The 19375-nt window shown below is 65.1% G+C and carries 22 protein-coding genes; 9 read left to right on the top strand and 13 right to left on the bottom strand.

Annotation, left to right across the window (positions count from 1 at the left end):
* Window positions 1-29 precede the first annotated feature (29 nt).
* Complete coding sequence (gene map, locus FHY55_RS19790) at window positions 30-839, bottom strand: type I methionyl aminopeptidase (protein ID WP_140016207.1); 810 nt, start codon at window positions 837-839, stop codon at window positions 30-32.
* Between the two features lie 189 nt (window positions 840-1028).
* Here map and FHY55_RS19785 point away from each other — a divergent pair, with 189 nt between their 5' ends.
* Window positions 1029-1886 carry a mechanosensitive ion channel family protein gene (locus FHY55_RS19785; protein ID WP_140015829.1) on the top strand — a complete coding sequence of 286 codons (858 nt, stop codon included), beginning with the start codon at window positions 1029-1031 and terminating at the stop codon, window positions 1884-1886.
* A gap of 32 nt (window positions 1887-1918) precedes the next feature.
* Here FHY55_RS19785 and sfsA read toward each other — a convergent pair whose 3' ends face one another.
* A complete protein-coding gene (sfsA, locus tag FHY55_RS19780) occupies window positions 1919-2617 on the bottom strand; it encodes a DNA/RNA nuclease SfsA (RefSeq protein WP_140015828.1) in 699 nt (232 codons plus the stop codon).
* A gap of 48 nt (window positions 2618-2665) precedes the next feature.
* Between sfsA and FHY55_RS19775 the strand changes: the two genes are divergently transcribed.
* The 4 genes from FHY55_RS19775 to FHY55_RS19760 are packed head-to-tail and all read left to right on the top strand — an operon-like array spanning window position 2666 to window position 5707.
* Window positions 2666-3388 (top strand): molybdopterin-binding protein, encoded by a 723-nt coding sequence (locus FHY55_RS19775; protein ID WP_140015827.1) that lies wholly within the window; start codon window positions 2666-2668, stop codon window positions 3386-3388.
* Window positions 3385-4119 (top strand): N-acetyltransferase, encoded by a 735-nt coding sequence (locus FHY55_RS19770; protein ID WP_140015826.1) that lies wholly within the window; start codon window positions 3385-3387, stop codon window positions 4117-4119. The genes FHY55_RS19775 and FHY55_RS19770 overlap by 4 nt, the downstream gene beginning before the upstream one ends.
* Window positions 4116-4703 (top strand): peroxidase-related enzyme, encoded by a 588-nt coding sequence (locus FHY55_RS19765; protein WP_140015825.1) that lies wholly within the window; start codon window positions 4116-4118, stop codon window positions 4701-4703. The genes FHY55_RS19770 and FHY55_RS19765 overlap by 4 nt, the downstream gene beginning before the upstream one ends.
* Window positions 4700-5707, top strand: coding sequence for an OmpA family protein (locus FHY55_RS19760; protein WP_140015824.1), 1008 nt, complete (start codon window positions 4700-4702; stop codon window positions 5705-5707). The genes FHY55_RS19765 and FHY55_RS19760 overlap by 4 nt, the downstream gene beginning before the upstream one ends.
* A 235-nt stretch (window positions 5708-5942) precedes the next feature.
* On the opposite strand, the gene FHY55_RS19750 is transcribed toward FHY55_RS19760, so the two are convergent.
* Window positions 5943-6848 carry a LysR family transcriptional regulator gene (locus tag FHY55_RS19750; protein WP_140015823.1) on the bottom strand — a complete coding sequence of 302 codons (906 nt, stop codon included), beginning with the start codon at window positions 6846-6848 and terminating at the stop codon, window positions 5943-5945.
* A gap of 279 nt (window positions 6849-7127) precedes the next feature.
* The gene (locus FHY55_RS19745; protein WP_140015822.1) at window positions 7128-7688 is read right to left on the bottom strand and encodes a type 1 glutamine amidotransferase domain-containing protein; all 561 of its coding nucleotides are present in this window, start codon (window positions 7686-7688) and stop codon (window positions 7128-7130) included.
* A gap of 346 nt (window positions 7689-8034) precedes the next feature.
* Between FHY55_RS19745 and FHY55_RS19740 the strand changes: the two genes are divergently transcribed.
* Window positions 8035-8280: an EF-hand domain-containing protein gene (locus tag FHY55_RS19740; protein WP_140015821.1), complete on the top strand. Its 246-nt coding sequence runs from the start codon at window positions 8035-8037 to the stop codon at window positions 8278-8280.
* A gap of 120 nt (window positions 8281-8400) precedes the next feature.
* Here FHY55_RS19740 and blaOXA read toward each other — a convergent pair whose 3' ends face one another.
* From blaOXA to FHY55_RS19700, 8 genes are read right to left on the bottom strand one after another with little or no spacing between them, the layout of a single operon-like run.
* The gene (gene blaOXA, locus FHY55_RS19735; RefSeq protein ID WP_140015820.1) at window positions 8401-9216 is read right to left on the bottom strand and encodes a class D beta-lactamase; all 816 of its coding nucleotides are present in this window, start codon (window positions 9214-9216) and stop codon (window positions 8401-8403) included.
* A gap of 25 nt (window positions 9217-9241) precedes the next feature.
* Window positions 9242-10201: a D-erythronate dehydrogenase gene (denD, locus tag FHY55_RS19730; protein ID WP_140015819.1), complete on the bottom strand. Its 960-nt coding sequence runs from the start codon at window positions 10199-10201 to the stop codon at window positions 9242-9244.
* Window positions 10198-11100, bottom strand: coding sequence for a sugar kinase (locus FHY55_RS19725; RefSeq protein ID WP_140015818.1), 903 nt, complete (start codon window positions 11098-11100; stop codon window positions 10198-10200). The genes denD and FHY55_RS19725 overlap by 4 nt, the downstream gene beginning before the upstream one ends.
* A complete protein-coding gene (locus tag FHY55_RS19720; RefSeq protein ID WP_140015817.1) occupies window positions 11097-11939 on the bottom strand; it encodes an SMP-30/gluconolactonase/LRE family protein in 843 nt (280 codons plus the stop codon). The genes FHY55_RS19725 and FHY55_RS19720 overlap by 4 nt, the downstream gene beginning before the upstream one ends.
* Window positions 11936-13081: a fumarylacetoacetate hydrolase family protein gene (locus FHY55_RS19715; RefSeq protein WP_140015816.1), complete on the bottom strand. Its 1146-nt coding sequence runs from the start codon at window positions 13079-13081 to the stop codon at window positions 11936-11938. Before FHY55_RS19715 ends, FHY55_RS19720 begins: the two co-directional genes overlap by 4 nt.
* The gene (locus FHY55_RS19710; RefSeq protein WP_140015815.1) at window positions 13065-14462 is read right to left on the bottom strand and encodes an FAD-binding oxidoreductase; all 1398 of its coding nucleotides are present in this window, start codon (window positions 14460-14462) and stop codon (window positions 13065-13067) included. Before FHY55_RS19710 ends, FHY55_RS19715 begins: the two co-directional genes overlap by 17 nt.
* Window positions 14459-15055 carry a LysE family translocator gene (locus FHY55_RS19705; protein WP_140015814.1) on the bottom strand — a complete coding sequence of 199 codons (597 nt, stop codon included), beginning with the start codon at window positions 15053-15055 and terminating at the stop codon, window positions 14459-14461. The genes FHY55_RS19710 and FHY55_RS19705 overlap by 4 nt, the downstream gene beginning before the upstream one ends.
* The gene (locus FHY55_RS19700) at window positions 15055-16083 is read right to left on the bottom strand and encodes an L-idonate 5-dehydrogenase (protein ID WP_140015813.1); all 1029 of its coding nucleotides are present in this window, start codon (window positions 16081-16083) and stop codon (window positions 15055-15057) included. Before FHY55_RS19700 ends, FHY55_RS19705 begins: the two co-directional genes overlap by 1 nt.
* 113 nt (window positions 16084-16196) lie before the next feature.
* On the opposite strand from FHY55_RS19700, the gene FHY55_RS19695 reads away from it, so the two are divergent.
* The 3 genes from FHY55_RS19695 to FHY55_RS19685 all read left to right on the top strand — a co-directional run bounded on the left by FHY55_RS19695 (window position 16197) and on the right by FHY55_RS19685 (window position 18895).
* On the top strand, window positions 16197-16949 hold the full coding sequence (locus FHY55_RS19695; protein WP_140015812.1) for an SDR family oxidoreductase: 753 nt from the start codon (window positions 16197-16199) through the stop codon (window positions 16947-16949).
* A 19-nt stretch (window positions 16950-16968) separates the two neighbouring features.
* Window positions 16969-17886: an NAD(P)-dependent oxidoreductase gene (locus FHY55_RS19690; RefSeq protein ID WP_140015811.1), complete on the top strand. Its 918-nt coding sequence runs from the start codon at window positions 16969-16971 to the stop codon at window positions 17884-17886.
* A 124-nt stretch (window positions 17887-18010) separates the two neighbouring features.
* Complete coding sequence (locus FHY55_RS19685) at window positions 18011-18895, top strand: DMT family transporter (protein WP_140015810.1); 885 nt, start codon at window positions 18011-18013, stop codon at window positions 18893-18895.
* Here the strand turns inward: FHY55_RS19685 and FHY55_RS19680 are convergent, their stop codons facing one another.
* A complete protein-coding gene (locus FHY55_RS19680; RefSeq protein ID WP_140015809.1) occupies window positions 18896-19279 on the bottom strand; it encodes an outer membrane protein assembly factor BamE in 384 nt (127 codons plus the stop codon).
* Between the last annotated feature and the right edge of the window lie 96 nt (window positions 19280-19375).

The following is a 19375-nucleotide window of genomic DNA, read 5'->3' as shown; positions in this document are numbered from 1 at the left end:
ATGGCGGCGGGGCTTTATGGCGGGGCCGGTTAGCTGTAGGTGGGGTGGAAGCGGCCTGCGGGCGAGAGCGTGAAAATCTCTGCCCCATCGGCGGTGATGCCGACAGAATGCTCGAACTGTGCCGAGAGCGACTTGTCGCGGGTCACGGCTGTCCAGTCATCTGACAGAACCTTGGTTTCGGGGCGCCCGAGGTTGACCATCGGTTCGATGGTGAAAAACATGCCCTCTTCCAGCACAGGGCCGGTGCCGGGGCGGCCATAGTGCAGCACGTTGGGCGGGGCGTGAAACACCCGGCCCAGCCCGTGGCCGCAGAAATCGCGCACCACGCTCATGCGGTGGCTTTCGACATAGCTTTGGATCGCATGGCCGATGTCGCCGAAGGTTTTGCCCGGGCGGGCCGCCTCGATGCCGTGCATCAGCGCATCATGGGTCACCTCGATCAGCCGCTCGGACTTTCGAGAGAGATTGCCGGCCACGAACATGCGCGAGGTATCGCCAAACCAGCCATCGACAATCACCGTGACGTCGATGTTGAGAATGTCGCCATCCTTCAGCTTTTTCTCGCCGGGGATGCCGTGGCAGACCACGTGGTTTACCGAGATGCAGGAGGCGTGCTTGTAGCCCTTGTAGCCGATGGTGGCCGATTTGGCCCCGGCGTCGTTGACCCGCCGCTCGATCTCTGCGTCGATCTCGCCGGTGGTGGCGCCGGGCACCACAAGGGGAATGCAGGCATCCAGAATTTCTGCGGCCAGCTTGCCTGCTGCGTGCATCCCGGCGAAGTCTTCCGCCGCGTGAATGCGAATACCGTCTCGTGTCAGCCGCTCGCGCGTTTCATCCATCATAACATCGTCTCTTGGAGTTTCTCTCACCAAATAGGCCCTTTGACCGCGAAACGCTAGGTCGGCTCTGGCCACTTCCGCTTTCAAGCCGGAACGTTTTTTGACATGGCGGCGTTGAGGCATTGTGAACACGGCGTTTTTTGCGCCGCATATGTCATGTGACGCAAGGGAAAGACGGGACATACCGGCATGGAATTTCTGAACGATCTGATGAGCACGCCTGTAGGGGCGGACAAGGTGTTGGGGGACTATCTGACGATAGGGTTCCTGGCCTCCATCCTCGGCAGCGTGGTGACGGCGATCCTGATCTTGATTGTCGGTTTCGTTATCGCCGGGTGGGTGAAACGGCGGATCGTCGCCATTGCCGAGAAGAACCCGAAGCTGGATGACACGCTGTTCCACTTCCTTGGCAATATCGTGCGCTGGGTGATCCTTGGGTTCTGTTTCCTGATCATTCTCAACACCTTCGGGGTGCAGACCACCTCGATCATCGCCGCGATCGGTGCCGCCGGTCTGGCGGTTGGCCTTGCGTTGCAGGGCACGCTCTCGAACGTGGCGGGGGGCGTGATGATCATCGTGTTCAGGCCGTTCAAGATGGGGGATTTCGTGGAGATCAACGGGCAGATGGGCACGGTGAAGGACATCACGCTGAACACCACCGAAATTGCCGACCTCAGCAATGTGCAGGTGATCGTGCCCAACAGCGATGTCTGGGGCAACACGATCAAGAATTACTCCACCAACAAGACCCGCCGCGCGGAGTGGACCTTTGGCGTGGGCTATGGTGCGAACCTTGCGAAGGCGGAGCAGGTGATCCGCGACACGATCATGGCTGACAGCCGCTCCAAGACCGATCCTGAGCCGTTCTTTCAGGTGACGAACCTTGGCGACAGTTCGGTGGATTTCCTCGTGCGGGTCTGGGTCGATGCGGGCGATTACTTTGCCTACAAGGCGGATATCACCCGCAAGGTGAAAGAGGCGCTGGACAGCGCGGATATCGACATCCCCTTCCCGACGCGGACGGTTTACACGATGGCCGCCGAGTGAGGGCTGCCGGGGTGGTGGGCAGATTGCCCACCCTACAGTAGCGGAAGCGGTGCGCCCGGGGTGATCGCCTCGGGCGTTATGCTGCATGAGAGCGCCATGGCCTCGACCCCGGCGGCGCGGGCGGCGTTGAAGGCCTCAGCATAGGCCGGGTCGATATCGGCGGCGACGGAGACGCGGGTGGCGTCTGTGCGTTGGACGAGGAAGAGCACCACGGCGCGGTGGCCCTGCGCGGCCATGGCGGCGAGGTCGGCCATGTGGCGGGCGCCGCGGGCGGTGACGGTATCGGGGAACTCGGCGAGGCCCGGTTGGCGCATGAGGGTGACGCTCTTGATTTCGAGGTAGCAGGCGGGGCCGGTGCCGGTGAGCAGGAAATCCACCCGGCTTTTCTCGCCATAGGGGACTTCGGCGCGGATCTCGGCGTAGCCGGTGAGGCCGGGCACGGTGCCGGCCCGCAGCGCCTCGGCCAGCGCGCGATTGGGCAGGGCGGTGTCTATGCCGGTGAAGTGGCCGCTCTCGTGCTCCACCAGACGCCAGCCGAATTTCAGCTTCTTCTTCGGATCATCGTTGGGCTCCAGCCAAACCCGGGTGCCCGGCTCGGCCAGCCCGGTCATCGCGCCGGGGTTGGGGCAATGGGCCACCACCTCGCGGCCATCTTCCAGCTGAACATCGGCGAGGAACCGCTTGTAGCGGCGCAGCAGGCGGGCCGGGACGAGGGGGGTGGCGAAGCGCATGGGGCGGGCCTATACCGGCAGGCAGGAAGGCTCAAGGAACGACCACCCATGAATAACCCGACCGCCGCGATGCTGGTGATTGGCGACGAGATCCTCTCTGGCCGCACCCGTGACAGCAACATGCACCACTTGGCGGGGGAGTTGACCAAACGGGGGATCGACCTGCGCGAAGTGCGGGTGGTGAGCGATGAGCGGGGCGCGATTGTGGCCGCCGTTCAGGCGCTGTCGCTGCGCTTTGACCATGTGTTCACCTCCGGCGGCATTGGCCCCACCCATGATGACATTACCGCCGAAGCGGTGGCCGCCGCCTTTGGCACCACCGCGCCGCAGCGCGCCGATGCGCTGAAGCTGCTGGGCGATCACTACGCGGCGCGGGGCGTTGAATTTACCGAGGCGCGCAAGCGGATGGCGCGGGTGCCGGAAGGCGCGGCGCTGATCGAGAACCCGGTGAGCATTGCGCCGGGTTTCACCCTTGAGAACGTGCATGTGATGGCCGGGGTGCCGAGCGTGTTTGAAGCGATGGTGGCGGGCGTGCTGGCCACGCTGGAAGGTGGCGCACCGCTGCTCAGCCAGAGCCTGCGGGTGATGCAGGGCGAGGGCGTAGTGGCTGATCCGCTGGGCGCGCTGGCGGAGGAATTTGCGGACCTGTCGTTTGGCTCCTACCCGTTTCAGCAGGACGGGGCCTATGGCACCAACATCGTGGTGCGCGGGCAGGATGCCGCGCGGCTGGATGCGGCGATGGTACGGCTGGCGGAGCTTTTTGGCACGTGACACCCGACCTTGACGCCCTCTTCGCCGCGCTTGATGCCACATGGCCCGCAGCAAGCATGGTGGAGGCCGGGGCGTGGCGGGTGCGCGAGGGGGCCGGGGGCGGAAGCCGGGTGTCATCGGCCACAACGGCAGATGAAGAGGCCGATCTATCGGAGATGGAAGCCGCCCAAGCGGCGCTGGGGCAGACCCCGCTGGTGCGGCTGCGGGGCGAGCAGGCGCGGCTGGAGGCGCGGCTGGAGGCGGCGGGCTACGTGTCGAAAGACCCAACCAACATTCGCCTCGCCCCGGTTGAGCGCCTCGCGGCGGGCGCCTTGCCGCCTGTTCGGGTCTTTGCGGTGGAATTTCCGCCGCTGACCATTCAACGCGAGATGTGGGCCGAAGGCGGCATTGGCCCGGAGCGGGTGGCGGTGATGGAGCGGGCGAAAGGGCCGAAAACGGCGCTGCTGGGCCGCGCGAATGACACGCCGGCGGGCACAGCCTTTGTGGCCTTGGATGGCGATATTGCCATGTTGCACGCGCTGGAGGTGCGCAGCGTGATGCGTCGGCAAGGGGCCGCCGTCAACATGATGCGTGGCGCGGCGCGTTGGGCACAAGATCATGGCGCACGCTGGATGACAGTTCTCGTCACGCAACAGAATGCCGCGGCAAATGCGTTGTATGAACGGTTAGAAATGGATTTGGTGGGCCACTACCTGTATCGTCAGGGGCAGGCCCGACAAGAGGCCCGATGAGAGGCAGAGATTTGGCAAAGACTGAGAGCGTGACAGCGCTCGACCTTCCCATGGTCGACCCGCTGCCCGAGGATACGGCGAAGTACTTCGACATTTGCGAGGAAAAGCTGGGCCTCGTGCCCAATGTGCTGAAGGCCTATGCCTTTGATATCGACAAGCTGAACGCCTTCACCGCGCTCTACAATGACCTGATGCTGGCCGACAGCGGGCTGACCAAACTGGAGCGCGAGATGATCGCGGTGGTCGTCTCTTCGATCAACCATTGCTTCTACTGTCTTGTCGCCCACGGGCAGGCGGTGCGGGCCCTCAGCGGCGACCCGGCGCTGGGGGAGCAGATGGTGATGAATTACCGGGTGGCCGACCTGCCCGAGAAGCAGCGCAAAATGCTCGATTTCGCTGCAAAATTGACAGAATCGTGCGCCAAGGTGGATGATGAAGACCGCGCCCTGCTGCGCGCTGTCGGTTGGAGCGACCGGGACATCTGGGATATCGCCTCGGTTGCTGGCTTCTTCAACATGACCAACCGTGTGGCGACGGCAACGGAAATGCAACCGAACCCGGAGTATCACGGCCAAAACCGATGACCCTTCGACTGGCCCTTCTGGCCGCAACGCTGTTTGCCCCCTGTGCGGGCGTTGCCGATGCCCTCAGGCTGGAGTTTCCGGCCGGTGCCCGCCAGACGGCGGAGCAGGTGGAGAGCTTTGGCAGCTACCGTGTTGCGATCAGCCCCTTCCGCAACGGCGACATCCAGAGCCTTTGGGCCGAGGGGCAGGTGCGCCAGCAGGCCTGGCAGGTGCAGACGCGGGGGATGACAACGCTGCAATTGCTCGCGCCGCTGCGCGAGCAGGTGGAAGCGGCGGGCTTTGAGGTGATCTTTGAATGCGAGGCGCGGGAGTGCGGCGGCTTTGATTTTCGCTATGCCACCGAGAACATCCCCGAGCCGGATATGCATGTGGACCTTGGCGATTATCGCTTCATGGCCGCGCATCGGATGGGCGAGGAGCGGCCTGAGTATGTGTCCTTCCTCGTGAGCCGCTCGTCGGGCCGGGGGTTTGTGCAGATCACCCGCGTCGGGCCGGAAGAGGCGGAGGCCGATGTGCTGGTGGCCTCGACCAAGAACCCCGACATTGCCGCGCCTGACCTTGCCGTGGAGCCGGATCAGGATGAGGTGGCCGGGCCGCCGGTGGGGCTCACGGCCCCGAGCACCACGGCGATGCCGCTCACCCAACAGCTTGAGATTCATGGCCGTGCAGTGCTGGAAGATCTGGATTTTCCCACCGGGTCCTCGCGGCTGGAGGCGGGCGATTATACCTCGCTCGATCTGCTGGCGGGCTACCTGAAGACCCACCCGGAGCGCTCTGTTGTGCTGGTGGGCCATACTGATGCCGAGGGCTCGCTGGCGGGCAATATCGCCCTGTCGAAAAAGCGCGCCGGGGCGGTGCAGGCGCGGCTGACGGCGCTGGGCGTGCCGGGCAGCCAGATCAAGGCCGAGGGCGTGGGCTTTCTGTCGCCGCTCACCTCAAACCTGACCGAGAAGGGCCGGCAGGCCAATCGGCGGGTGGAGGCCATTCTTTCATCAACGGAATAATCGGGCCGCTCGTCCGCCCTTCGAGGCGTCCTCGCGGGGGATGGCGGGGGCGGCCAGCGGCATTTCATCACCGCTGATCCGGGCGGCGTGCTGATTGACGTGATCACCCCGATCCCGCCGTCACCGGAGTTTGCGGCGCAGTTCGAGCAGGGGGCGGTGCCGCTCTAAAGAAAATAGGCCGGGCAATGCGCCCGGCCGAGTTTGTCTTCTGGGGAAACATTGGCAAGCCAGTGGCTTACCAGGTATCCGGGCCCTTCGTTGCGAAACTCTGGACCAGGAAATCAATGAACGCGCGGACCTTCGGCTGGGTGAAGCGGCCGGGCGGGTAAACGGCGTAGATGCCCAGCATCTCGACCGGAAGATCGGGGATGGCCTCTTGCACAAGGCCCTCTTTCTCGGCCTCGCAGTAGAGGAAGTTGGGCAGGTAGGCGATGCCGAGGCCGGAGATTGCGGCGTTGAGCAGCGACTGGCCGTCGTTGACGGTGAGCCAGCCGGCGGTGCGGACCTGACGCTTTTCGCCCGAGGGGGCGGCGAGCTTCCAGACGTTGCCGGAGGACTGGTTGGAATAATGCAGCAGCTTGTGCTCGTTCAGATCGTCGATCTTTTCGGGGCGGCCATATTTTTCGAAATAGGCGGGCGAGGCGATCATGCGTTTGGTGGTGTCGGCCAGCTTGCGGGCGCGCAGGGTGCTGTCTTCCAGCTCGCCGATGCGGATGGCCATATCGAAGCCTTCCGAGATCAGCTCGACGTAGCGGTTGTTGAGCACCATATTGACGGTAATGTCCGGAAATTCGCGGAGGAACTCGCCCAGCACGGGGCTGAGGTGGTTGACCCCGAAGTCGGTGGCGACGGAAATGCGCAGCAGCCCGGAGGGGGCCGATTGCATGGAGGTGACCAGCGCATCGGCTTCGCCCGCGTCATTGAGCACGCGGCGGGCGCGGTCGTAATAGGCAAGGCCGATCTCGGTGGGAGACACGCGGCGCGTGGTGCGGTTGAGCAGGCGCGCACCGAGCCGGGCCTCCAGAGAGGAGACGTGTTTTGAGACGGCGGATTTCGAGATCCCCATTTTCTTGGCCGCATCTGTGAAGCCGCCTTGGTCTACGACCGTGGCGAAGGCTTCCATTTCGGTCAGACGATCCATACCGCACTACCTTTGCTCGTGTTATTTCCGAGCTTGGGTATGGCCATCAATTCGGGCGCAAATGGGACGGGAGCCGGACAATACCGGGGAAATCCGGGCGATCGTAAGGCCAGTGGAAACGTGTGGACGTAGGGGCAAGTGCGGCCATATCGGACTTAAGCCCCTGTTACGCAAGAAATATGTCGGAAAAACCCTGTTTTTGGGCTAAAAAGGCTGTGGGGGCCGGTAGCGGCAAGGCCTTAACCTTGCCGCTCCTTTTGGGCCGCTCGTGGCGCGCCGTCAGGCCGCCTTGCGGGAATGTTCGCCTTCTTCGATCTCCTCAACGATCTTGGAGACGAAGGCCTTGAGGTCGTCAGGCTTGCGAGAGGTCACGATTCCATTGTCGGCCACCACTTCGCGGTCGACGTAATGAGCGCCTGCGTTCTTCAGGTCGGTCTTGATGGAATTGTAGCAGGTCATCTCGCGGCCCTCGACAATGCCAGCCTCGATCAGCACCCAAGGGGCGTGGCAGACGGCGGCAATGGTTTTGCCGGTGTCGTGGAAATCGCGCACCAGCTTGAGCACGTCGATCTCGACGCGCAGCAGGTCGGGGTTGATCTGGCCGCCGGGGATGACGAGGGCGTCATAATCGGCAGAGGCAACGCTAGAGATTTCGGCGTCTGCCTCGGCCTCTCGGCCCCAGTTGGCGCCTTCCCAACCAGTGATCGGCTTGCCGTCAAGCGTGGCCACATGAACCGTGGCCCCCTTGGCGCGGAGTTGGTCACGCGGAAATTCGAGCTCGGACTGCTCGAAGCCGTTGGTGGCGATCATCAGAATCTTTGCGTCTTCGATGCGGGGCATAAGAATGCTCCTCCTTCTTGCTTCGGATGTGCCGACTCAACGGGAAAACCGGGCGGGGGTTCCTGCCTGCGGATTAGCAGATTGGCGCTCACGGCGCGGCGCGGGGAATTCTGGGCAGAACCCGGCGCAGCGGCGCGTTTGCGGTGGGCGGCAAAAGGATCAGCGGGCGGGGCAGGCGGGAAAACGCAGGCCGCGGAATTCGAATTTGGCGGTGCAGCGCCGGGGTTTGGCCGACCGGCGCGGGAGGCATGGAAAAGCGGAGGGTGGCGGACTTACTTCTCTCGTGCAGGCCGCGGCAAGGATGACAGCCGGGGCCGCTTAACCAACTGAGAGGAAGTTAAGAGTAATGACCAAGATCATGATGACAGCCGCAACCATTGCTGCCTTCGCCGCTGCGCCGCTGATGGCCCAAGACGCGCCGATGGTGGAAGACACGGATGGCAACGGCACCTTCTCGATGGAAGAGATGCAGGTGGCCTACCCCGACATCACCGAGGAGATCTTTACCGAGATCGACACCTCGGCTGACGGTGAAGTGGACACCGCCGAATGGGAGGCCGCCGTGGGGGCGGGCCTTCTGACCTCCGGCTAAGACCGGAGCGGCGGCGGGGCAGACCCTACCCATTCCCAGGCGCCCCGCCGCCATTTTTGCAAGTGGCATACTTGCGTGGAGCCGTCAGCCAGCGTGAAGCGGGCTGGCGGTTTTGCATGTTTAAGGCTGTGCGGCCCGCCTCAGGGCGCGAGGCTTGGCCAGCCTGCCAGAAAGGCCTTGCGGGTGAGGTTGCCCGGGGGAGCCTTTGCTGCGCTCCTGCGCCTGTGTCAGCCGGGCGAAGATGAGCCTGCGCCCATCCTTCTCGGCCCAGCCGACATACCAGCCGTAGCCACGTGCATAATCGAAGCTGCGATCTGCGCGGCGGGGGTAGGCAGTGCCGGTTTTGCCGTGCAGGTGCCAGCCGCCGCTTTGGTGGCTTTCGGTGATGGCGCGGGTTTGCGCCATGGCCTGCGGCGACACGGGCAGGGAGCCGGTGGTGAGGCCGCGCAAGAAGGCGACCTGCTCGCGTGGCGAGATGGCCAGCGATGAGGCGATCCACGCGCGTTCGAGCCCGTTGTCATGGCCCGGGTCGCCGGAGAAATCGGCGTTGCCGTAGTTCAGGCGGCGGGCGTAGCGGGTGAGCGTGGCTGCGCCGAGCTGGCGGGTCAGGCGCTGGGAATACCAGACCACGGAATAGCGCAGCCAATCGGTTGGGTCGGTATTGCGCGTCCAATTGGCCCCGCCCCAGTCGGGGTCGCCCTGCTGGAAGGGCAGCACGGGGGCATGGGGGCCGGTGAGCAGCCCCGCGTCATAGGCGATGACGGCGAGGGCGAGCTTGAAGGTGGAGGCGGGGGTGGTGCGGGTGTCGCAATCGCCCTCCTCCAGCAAGGTCGCGCCGGTGCTTGCCTCGGTGACGAGGGTGCAGAGCGTGCGGGGCGCGGCCTGCGCTGCCGGGGTGAGGGCAAGGAGGAGGAGGGCGGCAAGGAGCGGGCGCATGGAGGCGGTGGGCAGATTGCCCACCCTACGGGCGGTCGTCTTCGATGTAGTAGCGGATGTTGTCTTCGAAGCTCTCATCGGCCTCAAGCCCCAGTTTCAGCGCCTTTTCGGGGCGCAGGTCAAAGCGCCAGCCTTTGACGATGGCCTGGATCTCGGGGTCGTCGTTCCATGTGATGAGCTTTTCGGCTTCGGGGCCTGCCACCGCTGTCATCGCGTCGATGCATTGGCGGATCGTGTGCATCTTTCCGGGCATCTGCACGGCGCGGTTGGGGCCGAAGTCTTCTGCCGGGATTTCGGCGCCTTTCACGAGGTTCTCCACGCATTTGCGCGGGGAGAGGTAGTAATGCGGAAAGCTGTCATCCACCGGGCAGTTGGCCTCCACGCCGTTGAGCGGCTCGCGGAAGATCGACGACATGAAGGAGGAGGCGGCGAGGTTGGGCTTGCCGGGGCGCACCGAGATGGTGGGCAGGCGGAAGGCGCGCCCATCGACGAAGCCCTTGCGAGAATAATCCGTCACCAGCATTTCACCGATGGCCTTTTGCGCGCCGTAGGAGGTTTGCGGGTTGAGGGAGGAGTGATCCACGATCGGGTCGGGCGTGTCGCCGCCGTAGACGGCCATGGAAGAGGAGAACACGACCACCGGGCAGGTGCCGAGGGCGCGGGCGCGCTCCAGCACGTTGATGGTGCCGTGCATGTTGATGTTCCAGCCAAGGTCAAACTCGGCTTCGGCCTGGCCCGAGACGATGGCGGCGAGCAGGTAGATCACGTCGGTATCGGCGGTGATGGTGGCTTCCATCGAGGCCGGGTCGGTGATGTCGCATTGCGCGGTATCGACCGTAAAGGGGGCCTCTACGGGCGCGGGGGCGACGACATCGGCCAGCGTTACACGGGTGATCTCCTTGCCGCGCAGAGTGCCCTTGGCGGCGAGGGCTTGGGCGAGTTTTTGGCCGACAACGCCGGCGCCGCCGATGATGAGGATGTTCATTTGCTGTTTCCTTCGAAGATGGACGGGACCAGCGCGCCGGGCGCGCAGATGACTTTGGCGGCCAGTTGCATGGCGGCGCGGGCGGCCTCTTCGGGCGGCTCCTCTTGCGCCAGCCCGGCAAGGAAGCGAGCGGCGAAGCTGTCGCCCGCGGCGGTGGAGTCGATCACCTTGTCGACCGGCTCGGCCTCGATTTCGGTGATGCCTTCGGGCGTGGCGAGGGTGAGCGCGCTGGCGCCGTTTTTCACCGCGATGATATGCGCCCCGGCCTCGCGGTAGCGGGCGACCGTGTGCTCGGGCGTGGCATCGCCGAACAGCGCGGTTTCCTCGTCAAATGAGGGCAGCACAATGGAGGCGGCGGAGGCCCCGAGGGTGAGGCCGCGCTTCATTTCGGCTTCGTTGTCCCAGAGGCGGGGCCGCAGGTTGGTATCGAAGCTGACGGTGGCGGGCGAGGAGCGCAGGGCGTTGCAGAGGCGCACGCGCTGATCAGGCGGCAGGATGGCCAGCGTAATGCCGGAGACGTGGATCATATCGGCCTGCGCGAAGGTGGCGGCGAGCCAGTCGGTATCTTCGCCCAGCATCCGGGCGGCGGAGTTGCTGCGCCAGTAGGAGAAGCTGCGTTCGCCGTTGTCGGTGGCGATCATGTAGAGGCCAACGGTGCGATCGGGAATTTCACGGATTGCGGGCGTGATCCCCTCGCCTTCGATGAAGCGGAGCATCTCGGCGGAGGTGGCATCATTGCCGACGGCGGTGGCGTAGGTGACGTTCCACGCCGCGGGCAGGCAACGGCGGGCATACCATGCGGTGTTGAAGGTGTCGCCCGCGAAGCCGCGGCGGTAGGTGTCTGGCCCGGTCTGGGCCAGTTCGACCATGCATTCGCCGATGGCGAGGAAGCGGCTCACAGGATCACCTGATGCTCGGCCTGCCCGGTGGCCTCGGGCTTGAGCAGGTAGGTGCAGCCGTCCTCCGGCGCGGGGTTCGGGTCTTCCTGAATGGCGGTGGTGACATAGAGCCGGTTTAGATCAGGGCCGCCGAAGGCCGGGCAGGTGGTGTTTTTGCCGGGCACGGGCAGGGCGCGCAGCTCGGTGCCATCGGGCGCGTGGACGGTGACCTTGGCGTGGCCGTATTGGGCGATCCAGAGGTTGCCTTGGGTGTCACAAACCGCGCCATCGGGGCGGTGGCTTTCGACGGGCAGGGTGAGCCATGGCTCGGGGTCGCCCTTGGGCCAGCCGTGCTCGTCCAGCGCCACGCGCCAGATCTGGTTTTTCGGGGTGTCCGCGATCCATGCGGTGGTGCCATCGGGGGAGAAGCAGGTGCAGTTGGGGATTGACCAGTTGTCCCACAGTTGCCGCAGCTCGCCGCGATAGTAGCGGTAATAGGCCCCTGCGCCGGTCTCTTTCTTGCAGCCCATGGTGCCGATCCAGAAGCCGCCTTGCGGATCTGCCCGGCCATCGTTGGAGCGGGTGGCAGGGTTATCGGCCTCCATCGCCGCGATCTCTTCGCGGTCGCCGGTGGTGAGGTTGAAGGTGAAGAGAGCGGCATCGGAAGCGATGAGCAGCGTGTCCCGGTCAACCCAGCCTGCTGCCGAGACGTAATGCTCGAACTCCCAGGTGAAGGTTTGGCCCTTCCGCTGGGTATGCATGTGGTGCTTGTTGATGTCGAACCAGAAGAACTCTTGCCGCTCGGGGTGCCACATCGGGCCTTCGCCAAGATTGCATTGGGTGTCGTCATAAAGCGTCATAGCAGGCCCCTCCCAGCGAGGTTGCGCATGAGGGCGGAGGTGCCGAAGGTCCACTCCGGCGCCTCGGTGGAGAGGCGGACGGTGTTGGTGAGGGTGCCGAGCAAAGGGGTGGAGATGGAGACGGTATCGCCCGCGTGGTGGGTGAAGCCCTGGCCCGGTGCGTCACGGTCTTTGACCGGGGCGAACATGGTGCCGAGGTAGAGAAAGAAGCCGTCGGGGTACTGGTGATGGCGGCCGATGGTTTGCTCGACGATCGAGGCGGGATCGCGGGAGATTTTCTCCATCGAGGAGGAGCCTTCGAGTGTGAAGCCATCGGTGCCGGTTACGCTCATCGTGAGGTGGGCTTTGCGCACGTCATCAAGGGTGAACTTGTCGTCAAAGAGGCGCAGGAAGGGGCCGAGGGCGGCGGAGGCGTTGTTGTCTTTCGCCTTGCCAAGCAGGAGGGCAGAGCGGCCTTCCACGTCGCGCAGGTTTACATCGTTGCCGAGGGTGGCACCGACGATCTTGCCCGTTGAGGAAACGGCAAGCACCACCTCCGGCTCGGGGTTGTTCCAGCTGCTCATCGGGTGCAGGCCGACGGATGCGCCGAAACCGACGGCGGCCATCGGCTGGCATTTGGTGAAAACCTCGGCATCCGGGCCGATGCCGACTTCGAGATACTGGCTCCAGAGGCTCTCGGCTTGCAGAACGGTTTTGACGTCCATCGCCTGATCGCTGCCCGGGGTGATGCCGGAGAGGCTGTCTCCGATCACGGATTTTACCTTGGCGCGGATCTCTTCGGCGCGGTCGGCATCGCCTGCGGCCTGCTCTTCGATGACGCGCTCGACCATAGACTCGGCAAAGGTGACTCCAGAGGCCTTGATGGCTTGCAGGTCTGCCGGGGCGAGGAGGCGCAGGGCATCGGGGCCGGCGGCTTCGGTGGAGGCCTCGGCCAGTTCGTCAAAGGTGCAAAGGAAGTTGCCGGGGGCGGAGCGGGCGGTGGCGGCCGGGTCTGGCTGCTCCAGCAGGGCCTGCATGGTGGGAATCGCCTTGGAGGTGATGTCCACCACGCGGTTTGCCTCAAGGCGCACCACGCAGGGGCCGACCTCGGGCTTCCAGACTCGGGTTGTCAGGACGGCCTGATCACTATTCTGCGGCAGCATGGGGCACCTCGTTGGTTGGCGGCAGAAGCTTGCCGGGGTTGAGGATGTTGCGCGGGTCAAACGCCTGTTTGATGGCGCGCATGTAGGCAAGGGCGGGGCCGTGCTCGGCCTCCATGTATCGCTGCTTTCCGAGGCCAATGCCATGCTCGCCGGAGACGGTGCCGCCAAGGCGGAGCGCGGTTTTGGCGAGCGCGCCGGTGAAGGCCTCGGCGCGTTGCATCTCTTCGGGGTCTGTCGGGTCAACGCTGACGCCGGCGTGGAAGTTGCCGTCCCCCACGTGGCCGACGATGGTGGAGGTGAGGCCCATTTCCACCGCGTCTTTCTGGGCTTGGAGCACCGCCTCGGCCAGCCGCGAGATTGGCACGCAAACATCGGTAGGCCAGAGGTGCTGGCCCTTGCCGAGCGCGGCGGAGGCGTAGTGCGCCTTGTGGCGCATGGCCCAGAGGGCGGTGCGGTCTTCGGCCTTCTCAGCCACTTGCCAGCCGGTTGCGCCGAAATCCTCTGCGATCATGGCGAAGGTTTCGGCCTGTTCGGCGACGGAGGCGGGGGTGCCGTGAAATTCGAGGAAAAGGTGGGGCACCTCGGGCAGGCCCGCGCCGGAATAGGCGTTGAAGCCTTTCACCATCATCTCGTCGAGCAGTTCGATCCGGGCCATGGGCAGGCCGGACTGGATGGTGGTGATGACGCAGTTCACCGCGTCCTCGACGGAGGTGAAGCGGCAGGTGGCGGCGCTGGTGGCCTCGGGGATGCCTTGGAGGCGCAGGGTCAGCTCGGTGATGATGCCCAGCGTGCCCTCGGAGCCGATCAGCAGGTGGGTGAGGTCATACCCGGTGGAGCTTTTGCGGGCCTCGGTGCCGGTGCGGATGACGGTGCCATCGGCCATGACCGCCTCCAGCGCGAGGATGTTCTCACGCATCGTGCCGTAGCGCACGGCGGTGGTGCCGGAGGCGCGGGTGGCGGCCATGCCGCCGATGGAGGCATCTGCGCCGGGATCGACGGGGAACATCAGGCCGGTGGCGCGCAGCTCTTCGTTGAGGCGCAGGCGGGTGATGCCGGGCTGGACGGTGCAGTTGAGATCTTCGGGGCGGACTTCGAGAACGCTCGCCATGCGGTTCATGTCAAGCGAGAGGCCGCCGGAGGTGCAGAGGTGCTGGCCTTCGAGCGACGAGGCGGCGCCGTAGGGGACGACGGGGCAGCTCTCCTCATAGCAGATGCGCAGGATCTGGCTCACTTCCTCGGTGGTTTCGGGGAAGGCGACGGCATCTGGCGGGGTGTCTGGGTAGTAGGTTTCGTTCTGGCCGTGCTGGTCGCGCACCGCGCCCGAGGTCACGAGGCGATCACCGAGGAAGGCGAGGCGGGTGATGGCGTTGGCTATCGTCATGTGAGGAAGCTCGCGTAGAGGGCGAGGGCGACCACGGCCAGCAGCGAGGCGGCCATGGCGTAGTTGATCTTGCGGTGCGCGCTTTCGGGCAGGTTGAGGCGGTGCAGCGTGGCCCCGGCCCAGAGCCAGCCGAGGTGGATGGGGATCCAGACGGCATTGAGGATCAGCACCTTCAGCACGGTTTCCCACACAAGGCTTTCCGGCAGGAAGGGGAACCCGGCGAAGAGCGCCGTGTTCACCGCGTAGGCCTTGGGGTTGATGGTTTGCAGCAGCACGCCGTTCATGATGCCGGGGGCGGACTTGGCCTCGATGAAGGCGATTTTGCTGCCCGCGAAGGCGATCTTGGCGGCGAGGTAGCAGAGGTAGGCGACCGAGGCGACGGTGAGGACGATGCGGATGGCAGGAACGGAGAGGACCACGGCGGCGAGGCCGGTGATGACGGCGAGGCCGACGAGGTTGTTGCCGATGAAGAGGCCGGTGACATAGCGCAGCCCGGGTTTGAAGCCGAAGCCCGAGCCGACGCCAGCCGTTGTCAGCACGCCCGGGCCGGGGGTGATGATGAGGAAGAAGACGGCGGCGAAGAAGGTGAGCATCAGAATTCCAGCTGGACCTTCATCGCGCGGGACTTGTCGGAGGCCGTGATAAAGGCCTTCGCATAGTCGGCCAGCGGGAAGCTGTGGGTGATGAGCGGGGTCACGTCTATCAGGCCCTTCTGCATCAGGGCGATGGCGGTGGCGAATTCTTCGTGGAAGCGGAAGGAGCCCTTGAGAGAGATTTCGCGGGTTGTGAGGGTGGTCAGCGGCACCGGGATGCTGCCGCCGAGGCCGAGCTGAACCAGGGTGCCGCGCGGGCGCAGGCCGACGACGGCCTGATTGACCGCGATGGCGGCGCCCGAGCATTCGATGGCCACGTCGAAATAGCCCTTGCCTTTGACATAGACCCCGAAGCCGTTGATGTCGGCGGCGGTGTTCACCGTGGTGTCGGCCCCCGAGGTGGTGGCGGCCTCCAGCGCGGGGTCGAAGATGTCTGTCGCCACGATTTCACCGGCACCGGCCTGGCGGACGGCGCGGATGCAGAGCTGGCCAATGGGGCCGCAGCCGGTGATGAGGACGCGCTTGCCGAGGAGGTCGCCGGCCTGACGGGTGGCGTGGAGGCAGACGGCGAGCGGCTCGGCCATGGCGGCCTGGGCGGCGGAGAGGCCCTCGGCCTTCACGCATTGGGAGGCGAGCGCCGTCAGCTCCTCGCGGAAGGCGCCCTGGATATGCGGGAAGGGCATGGCGGAGCCGTAGAAGCGCATGTTGAGGCACTGGTTGGGCAGGCCGCGCAGGCATTGCTCGCAAGTGCCGCAGGGGCGGGATGGGGAGACGGCGACGAGGTCTCCGACGGCGAGGCCCTCGACGCCCTCACCAAGCGCCGTGATCTCACCCGCGACCTCGTGGCCGAGGATCATCGGCTCGCGTAGTTTGACCGTGCCGAAGCCGCCGTTGTGATAATAATGCAGGTCAGAGCCGCAGATGCCGCCGCGGGCCATGCGCAGCGCAACCTCGCCGGGGCCGGGCGCAACGGCATTGCAGTCCTCAAGGCGCAGATCATGCGCCCCATGGGCAAACAGGGCCTTCATCGACGTGACTCCTCCCAGAGCGGGGCGGTTGCATGCCGCCTTAAATGGTATACCATTTGCATGAAGGCTCGGCCCCGGATTGTCAACGGGAGGGCGAGCGCGTGGGAGGACTTATGAAGATTTTTGACCTGACAGGGCGCCGGGCGCTCGTGACCGGCTCGTCCATGGGCATTGGCGCAGCACTGGCGAAGGGGCTGGCGGAGGCCGGGGCCTCGGTGGTGCTGAATGCGCGCAATGCGGAGCGGCTGGAAGAGGCCGCCGAAGGGCTGCGGGCGAGCGGGGCGGATGTGGAAACGCTTGCCTTTGACGTGACCGACGCGAGCGCGGTGCGAGAGGCGGTGGAGGGCTATGGCAAGCCGCTCGATATCTTGGTGAACAACGCCGGGATGCAGCATCGCGGGCCGTTGGAAGACTTTGAGCCGGAGGATTTTGACCGGCTGATGCGCACCAATGTGAACTCTGCCTTTTACGTGGGGCAGGCGGTGGCGCGGGGGATGATTGCGCGCGGCGCGGGTAAGATCATCAACATCGCCTCCGTGCAGAGCCTGCTCGCCCGGCCGGGCATTGCGCCCTACACGGCGAGCAAGGGGGCGATCACCAACCTGACGAAGGGCATGGCGACCGATTGGGCCAAGCACGGGCTGAACTGTAACGCGATTGCGCCGGGCTACTTCGACACCCCGTTGAACGCGGCGCTGGTGGCGGACCCGGAGTTTTCGGCATGGCTCGAAAAGCGCACCCCGGCGGGGCGCTGGGGCAAGGTGGAAGAGCTGGTGGGGGCCTGCGTGTTCCTCGCCAGTGACGCGGCGAGCTTTGTGAACGGGCATACGCTTTTTGTAGACGGCGGGATCACCGCCAGTCTTTGAGATTTTCTGGGAGGAAAACATGGCAGACAAACCAACCGTCGGGTTCATCGGCGTGGGATTCATGGGCCACGGGATGGCCAAGAACATTATCAAGGGCGGCTATCCGCTGGTGGTGAAGGGCAACCGCAACCGCACGCCGGTGGAGAGCCTGCTGGGCATGGGGGCGACGGAGGCCGCCAGCCCGCGCGAGATGGCCGAGCAATGCGAGATCATCCACATCTGCCTTGGCAACTCGCCGCAGGTGGAGGCGGTGTTCGAGGGCGAAGACGGCATTTTGGCGGGCGCGCGGCCCGGGCTGATCGTGGTGGAATGCTCCACCGCCGACCCGGTGAGCACGATGAAGCTGGCCGCCGCGCTGGAGGCCAAAGGCGGCCGCCTCGTGGATGCGCCGCTGGGCCGCACGCCGAAGGAGGCCGAAGAGGGCACGCTGGATGCGATGGTGGGCGCGGATGACGAGAGTTATGCCAAGGTGCTGCCGGTGATCGAATGCTGGGCGGGCACCATCAACCACCTCGGGCCGACCGGCAACGGCCACAAGATGAAGCTGCTGATGAACTTCGTCTCGATGGGCTACGCCTCGCTTTATGCCGAGGCGGCGGTGCTGGGGGCGAAGGTGGGGATTTCTCCGCAGCAGTTTCAGACGGTGATCGGCGGCTCGCGGCTGGGCAACGGGTTTTTTGACACCTTCACCCGGGGCTGCGTGGGGCGCGAGGCGGAGGTGCACAAGTTTACCATCCAGAATGCGAGCAAGGATCTGCGTTACGTGAACTCGATGGCCGTCGATGCCGGTGTGGTGAACGTGGTGGCCAGCGCGGTGCGGCACTATTTTTCTCATGTCGAGGCGATTGGCGCGGGCGGCGATTTTGTGCCTTTCGTCACCGACCATGTTGCCCGGTTGAACGGGTTGGATATGGAAGAGGAAGTGAAGAAGGGCTGAGGGCGGCTGCTCATCGGGCCCTTGCCTGACGGCGCGGGCGCTCTTCGCAGCGGCGGGGCGCGCGCCCGGGCTTGACCTTGCCGCCCAACCGGGCAACGTGGCGGCGCATCACAGCGAGGCCCAGATGGCTCTGACACCAAATGCCCAGGGTGCGCTCTGGATGACCGCCTCGATGGCGGGTTTTGCCGTTGAGGATGTGTTCATCAAATCCGCCGCCGGTGCGGTGCCGGTGGGGCAAGTTCTGGCGACCTTCGGGGTGATCGGCACGGCGATCTTTGCGGTGCTCTGCCTGCGGCGGGGCCAGCGGCTTGTGCATCCGGCGCTGTTTTCGCGCCCGATGGCGGTGCGCTGTGGCTTCGAGATGATGGGGCGGGTTTTTTACACGCTGGCTATTGCGCTAACGCCGCTTTCCACCGCCTCGGCCATCTTGCAAGCCGCGCCGCTGGTGGTGGCGCTTGGGGCGATGGTGGTGCTGCGCGAGCCGGTCAGCCCGGCGCGTTGGCTGGCGATCCTTGTGGGGTTTGCCGGGGTGCTGCTGGTGCTGCGCCCCGGGCTGGAGGGGTTTGATACGCTGGCGATCCTCTCGGTGCTTGGCATGATCGGCTTTGCGGGCCGCGATTTGGCCACCCGCGCCGCGCCGCCGGTGCTGAGCCACCTGCAACTCAGCCTCTACGGCTGCGCCATTCTGATCCCGGCGGGGTTGGTGATCCTCGCGTTTCAATCGGCCCCCGTGGTGCCCTCCGGCGCGGATGCGCTGCGCATTCTGGCGGCTTCGCTTGCCGGGGCCTCGGCCTATTACGCGCTCACCATCGCCATGCGGACCGGCGATGTGGGGGTGGTGGCCCCCTTCCGCTACACCCGGCTGGTGGTGGCGATGGTGCTGGCGGCGGTTGTCTTTGGCGAGCGGCCCGATACGGCGACACTGGCGGGGTCGGCGATTATCGTTGCTGCCGGGCTCATCGCGCTGGCCACCGGGCGGCGCAGGCGCCCTGTGGCACCCGAAGCCTGACTATTTGTAGAGGCCGGTCTTCACGGAAAGATCGGTCTCGGTCATCGCGTATTTCTGGACCATCCCGGCCTCGTCAAACAGCACGGTCAGGCTCTTTTGGTAGCCCTTGCGCACGCGGCCGAACATTCGCACGCCGGGGATGAAGCTTACCGCATGGGGGCGTAGACGTTCGTAGTTGTAGATCCAGATCTCGGTGCCGGCGGCGGTGAAGCTCTTTTGCTGCGGCGCGCCGAGCATGTTTTGCACCTGAATCTGGCTGGTGGTGCCGGGGTGCATCATTTGGGCAACCGAGGTTTCGGTTTGGTTTTTCATCGACATGTTGCCGCTGGAGCTGCAGGCGGAGAGGGCCGCAGCGAGCAGGGCGGCGCAAAGCAAACGGATCATGGGGCGTCCTTTATCGTCATCTGTCCCGTGGCCAATCTGCGTGCGAAGCGGAAAGATTCGGTAAACCGCGCCCGCCCCGTGATAAAAAATTTCACC

Origin of the sequence: Oceanicola sp. D3 (genome assembly GCF_006351965.1) — a bacterium.
In the GTDB taxonomy this organism is placed as follows: Bacteria; Pseudomonadota; Alphaproteobacteria; order Rhodobacterales; family Rhodobacteraceae; genus Vannielia.
Note: the sequence above shows the minus strand (reverse complement) of the source record. Positions and strands in the feature narration are given on the sequence as shown.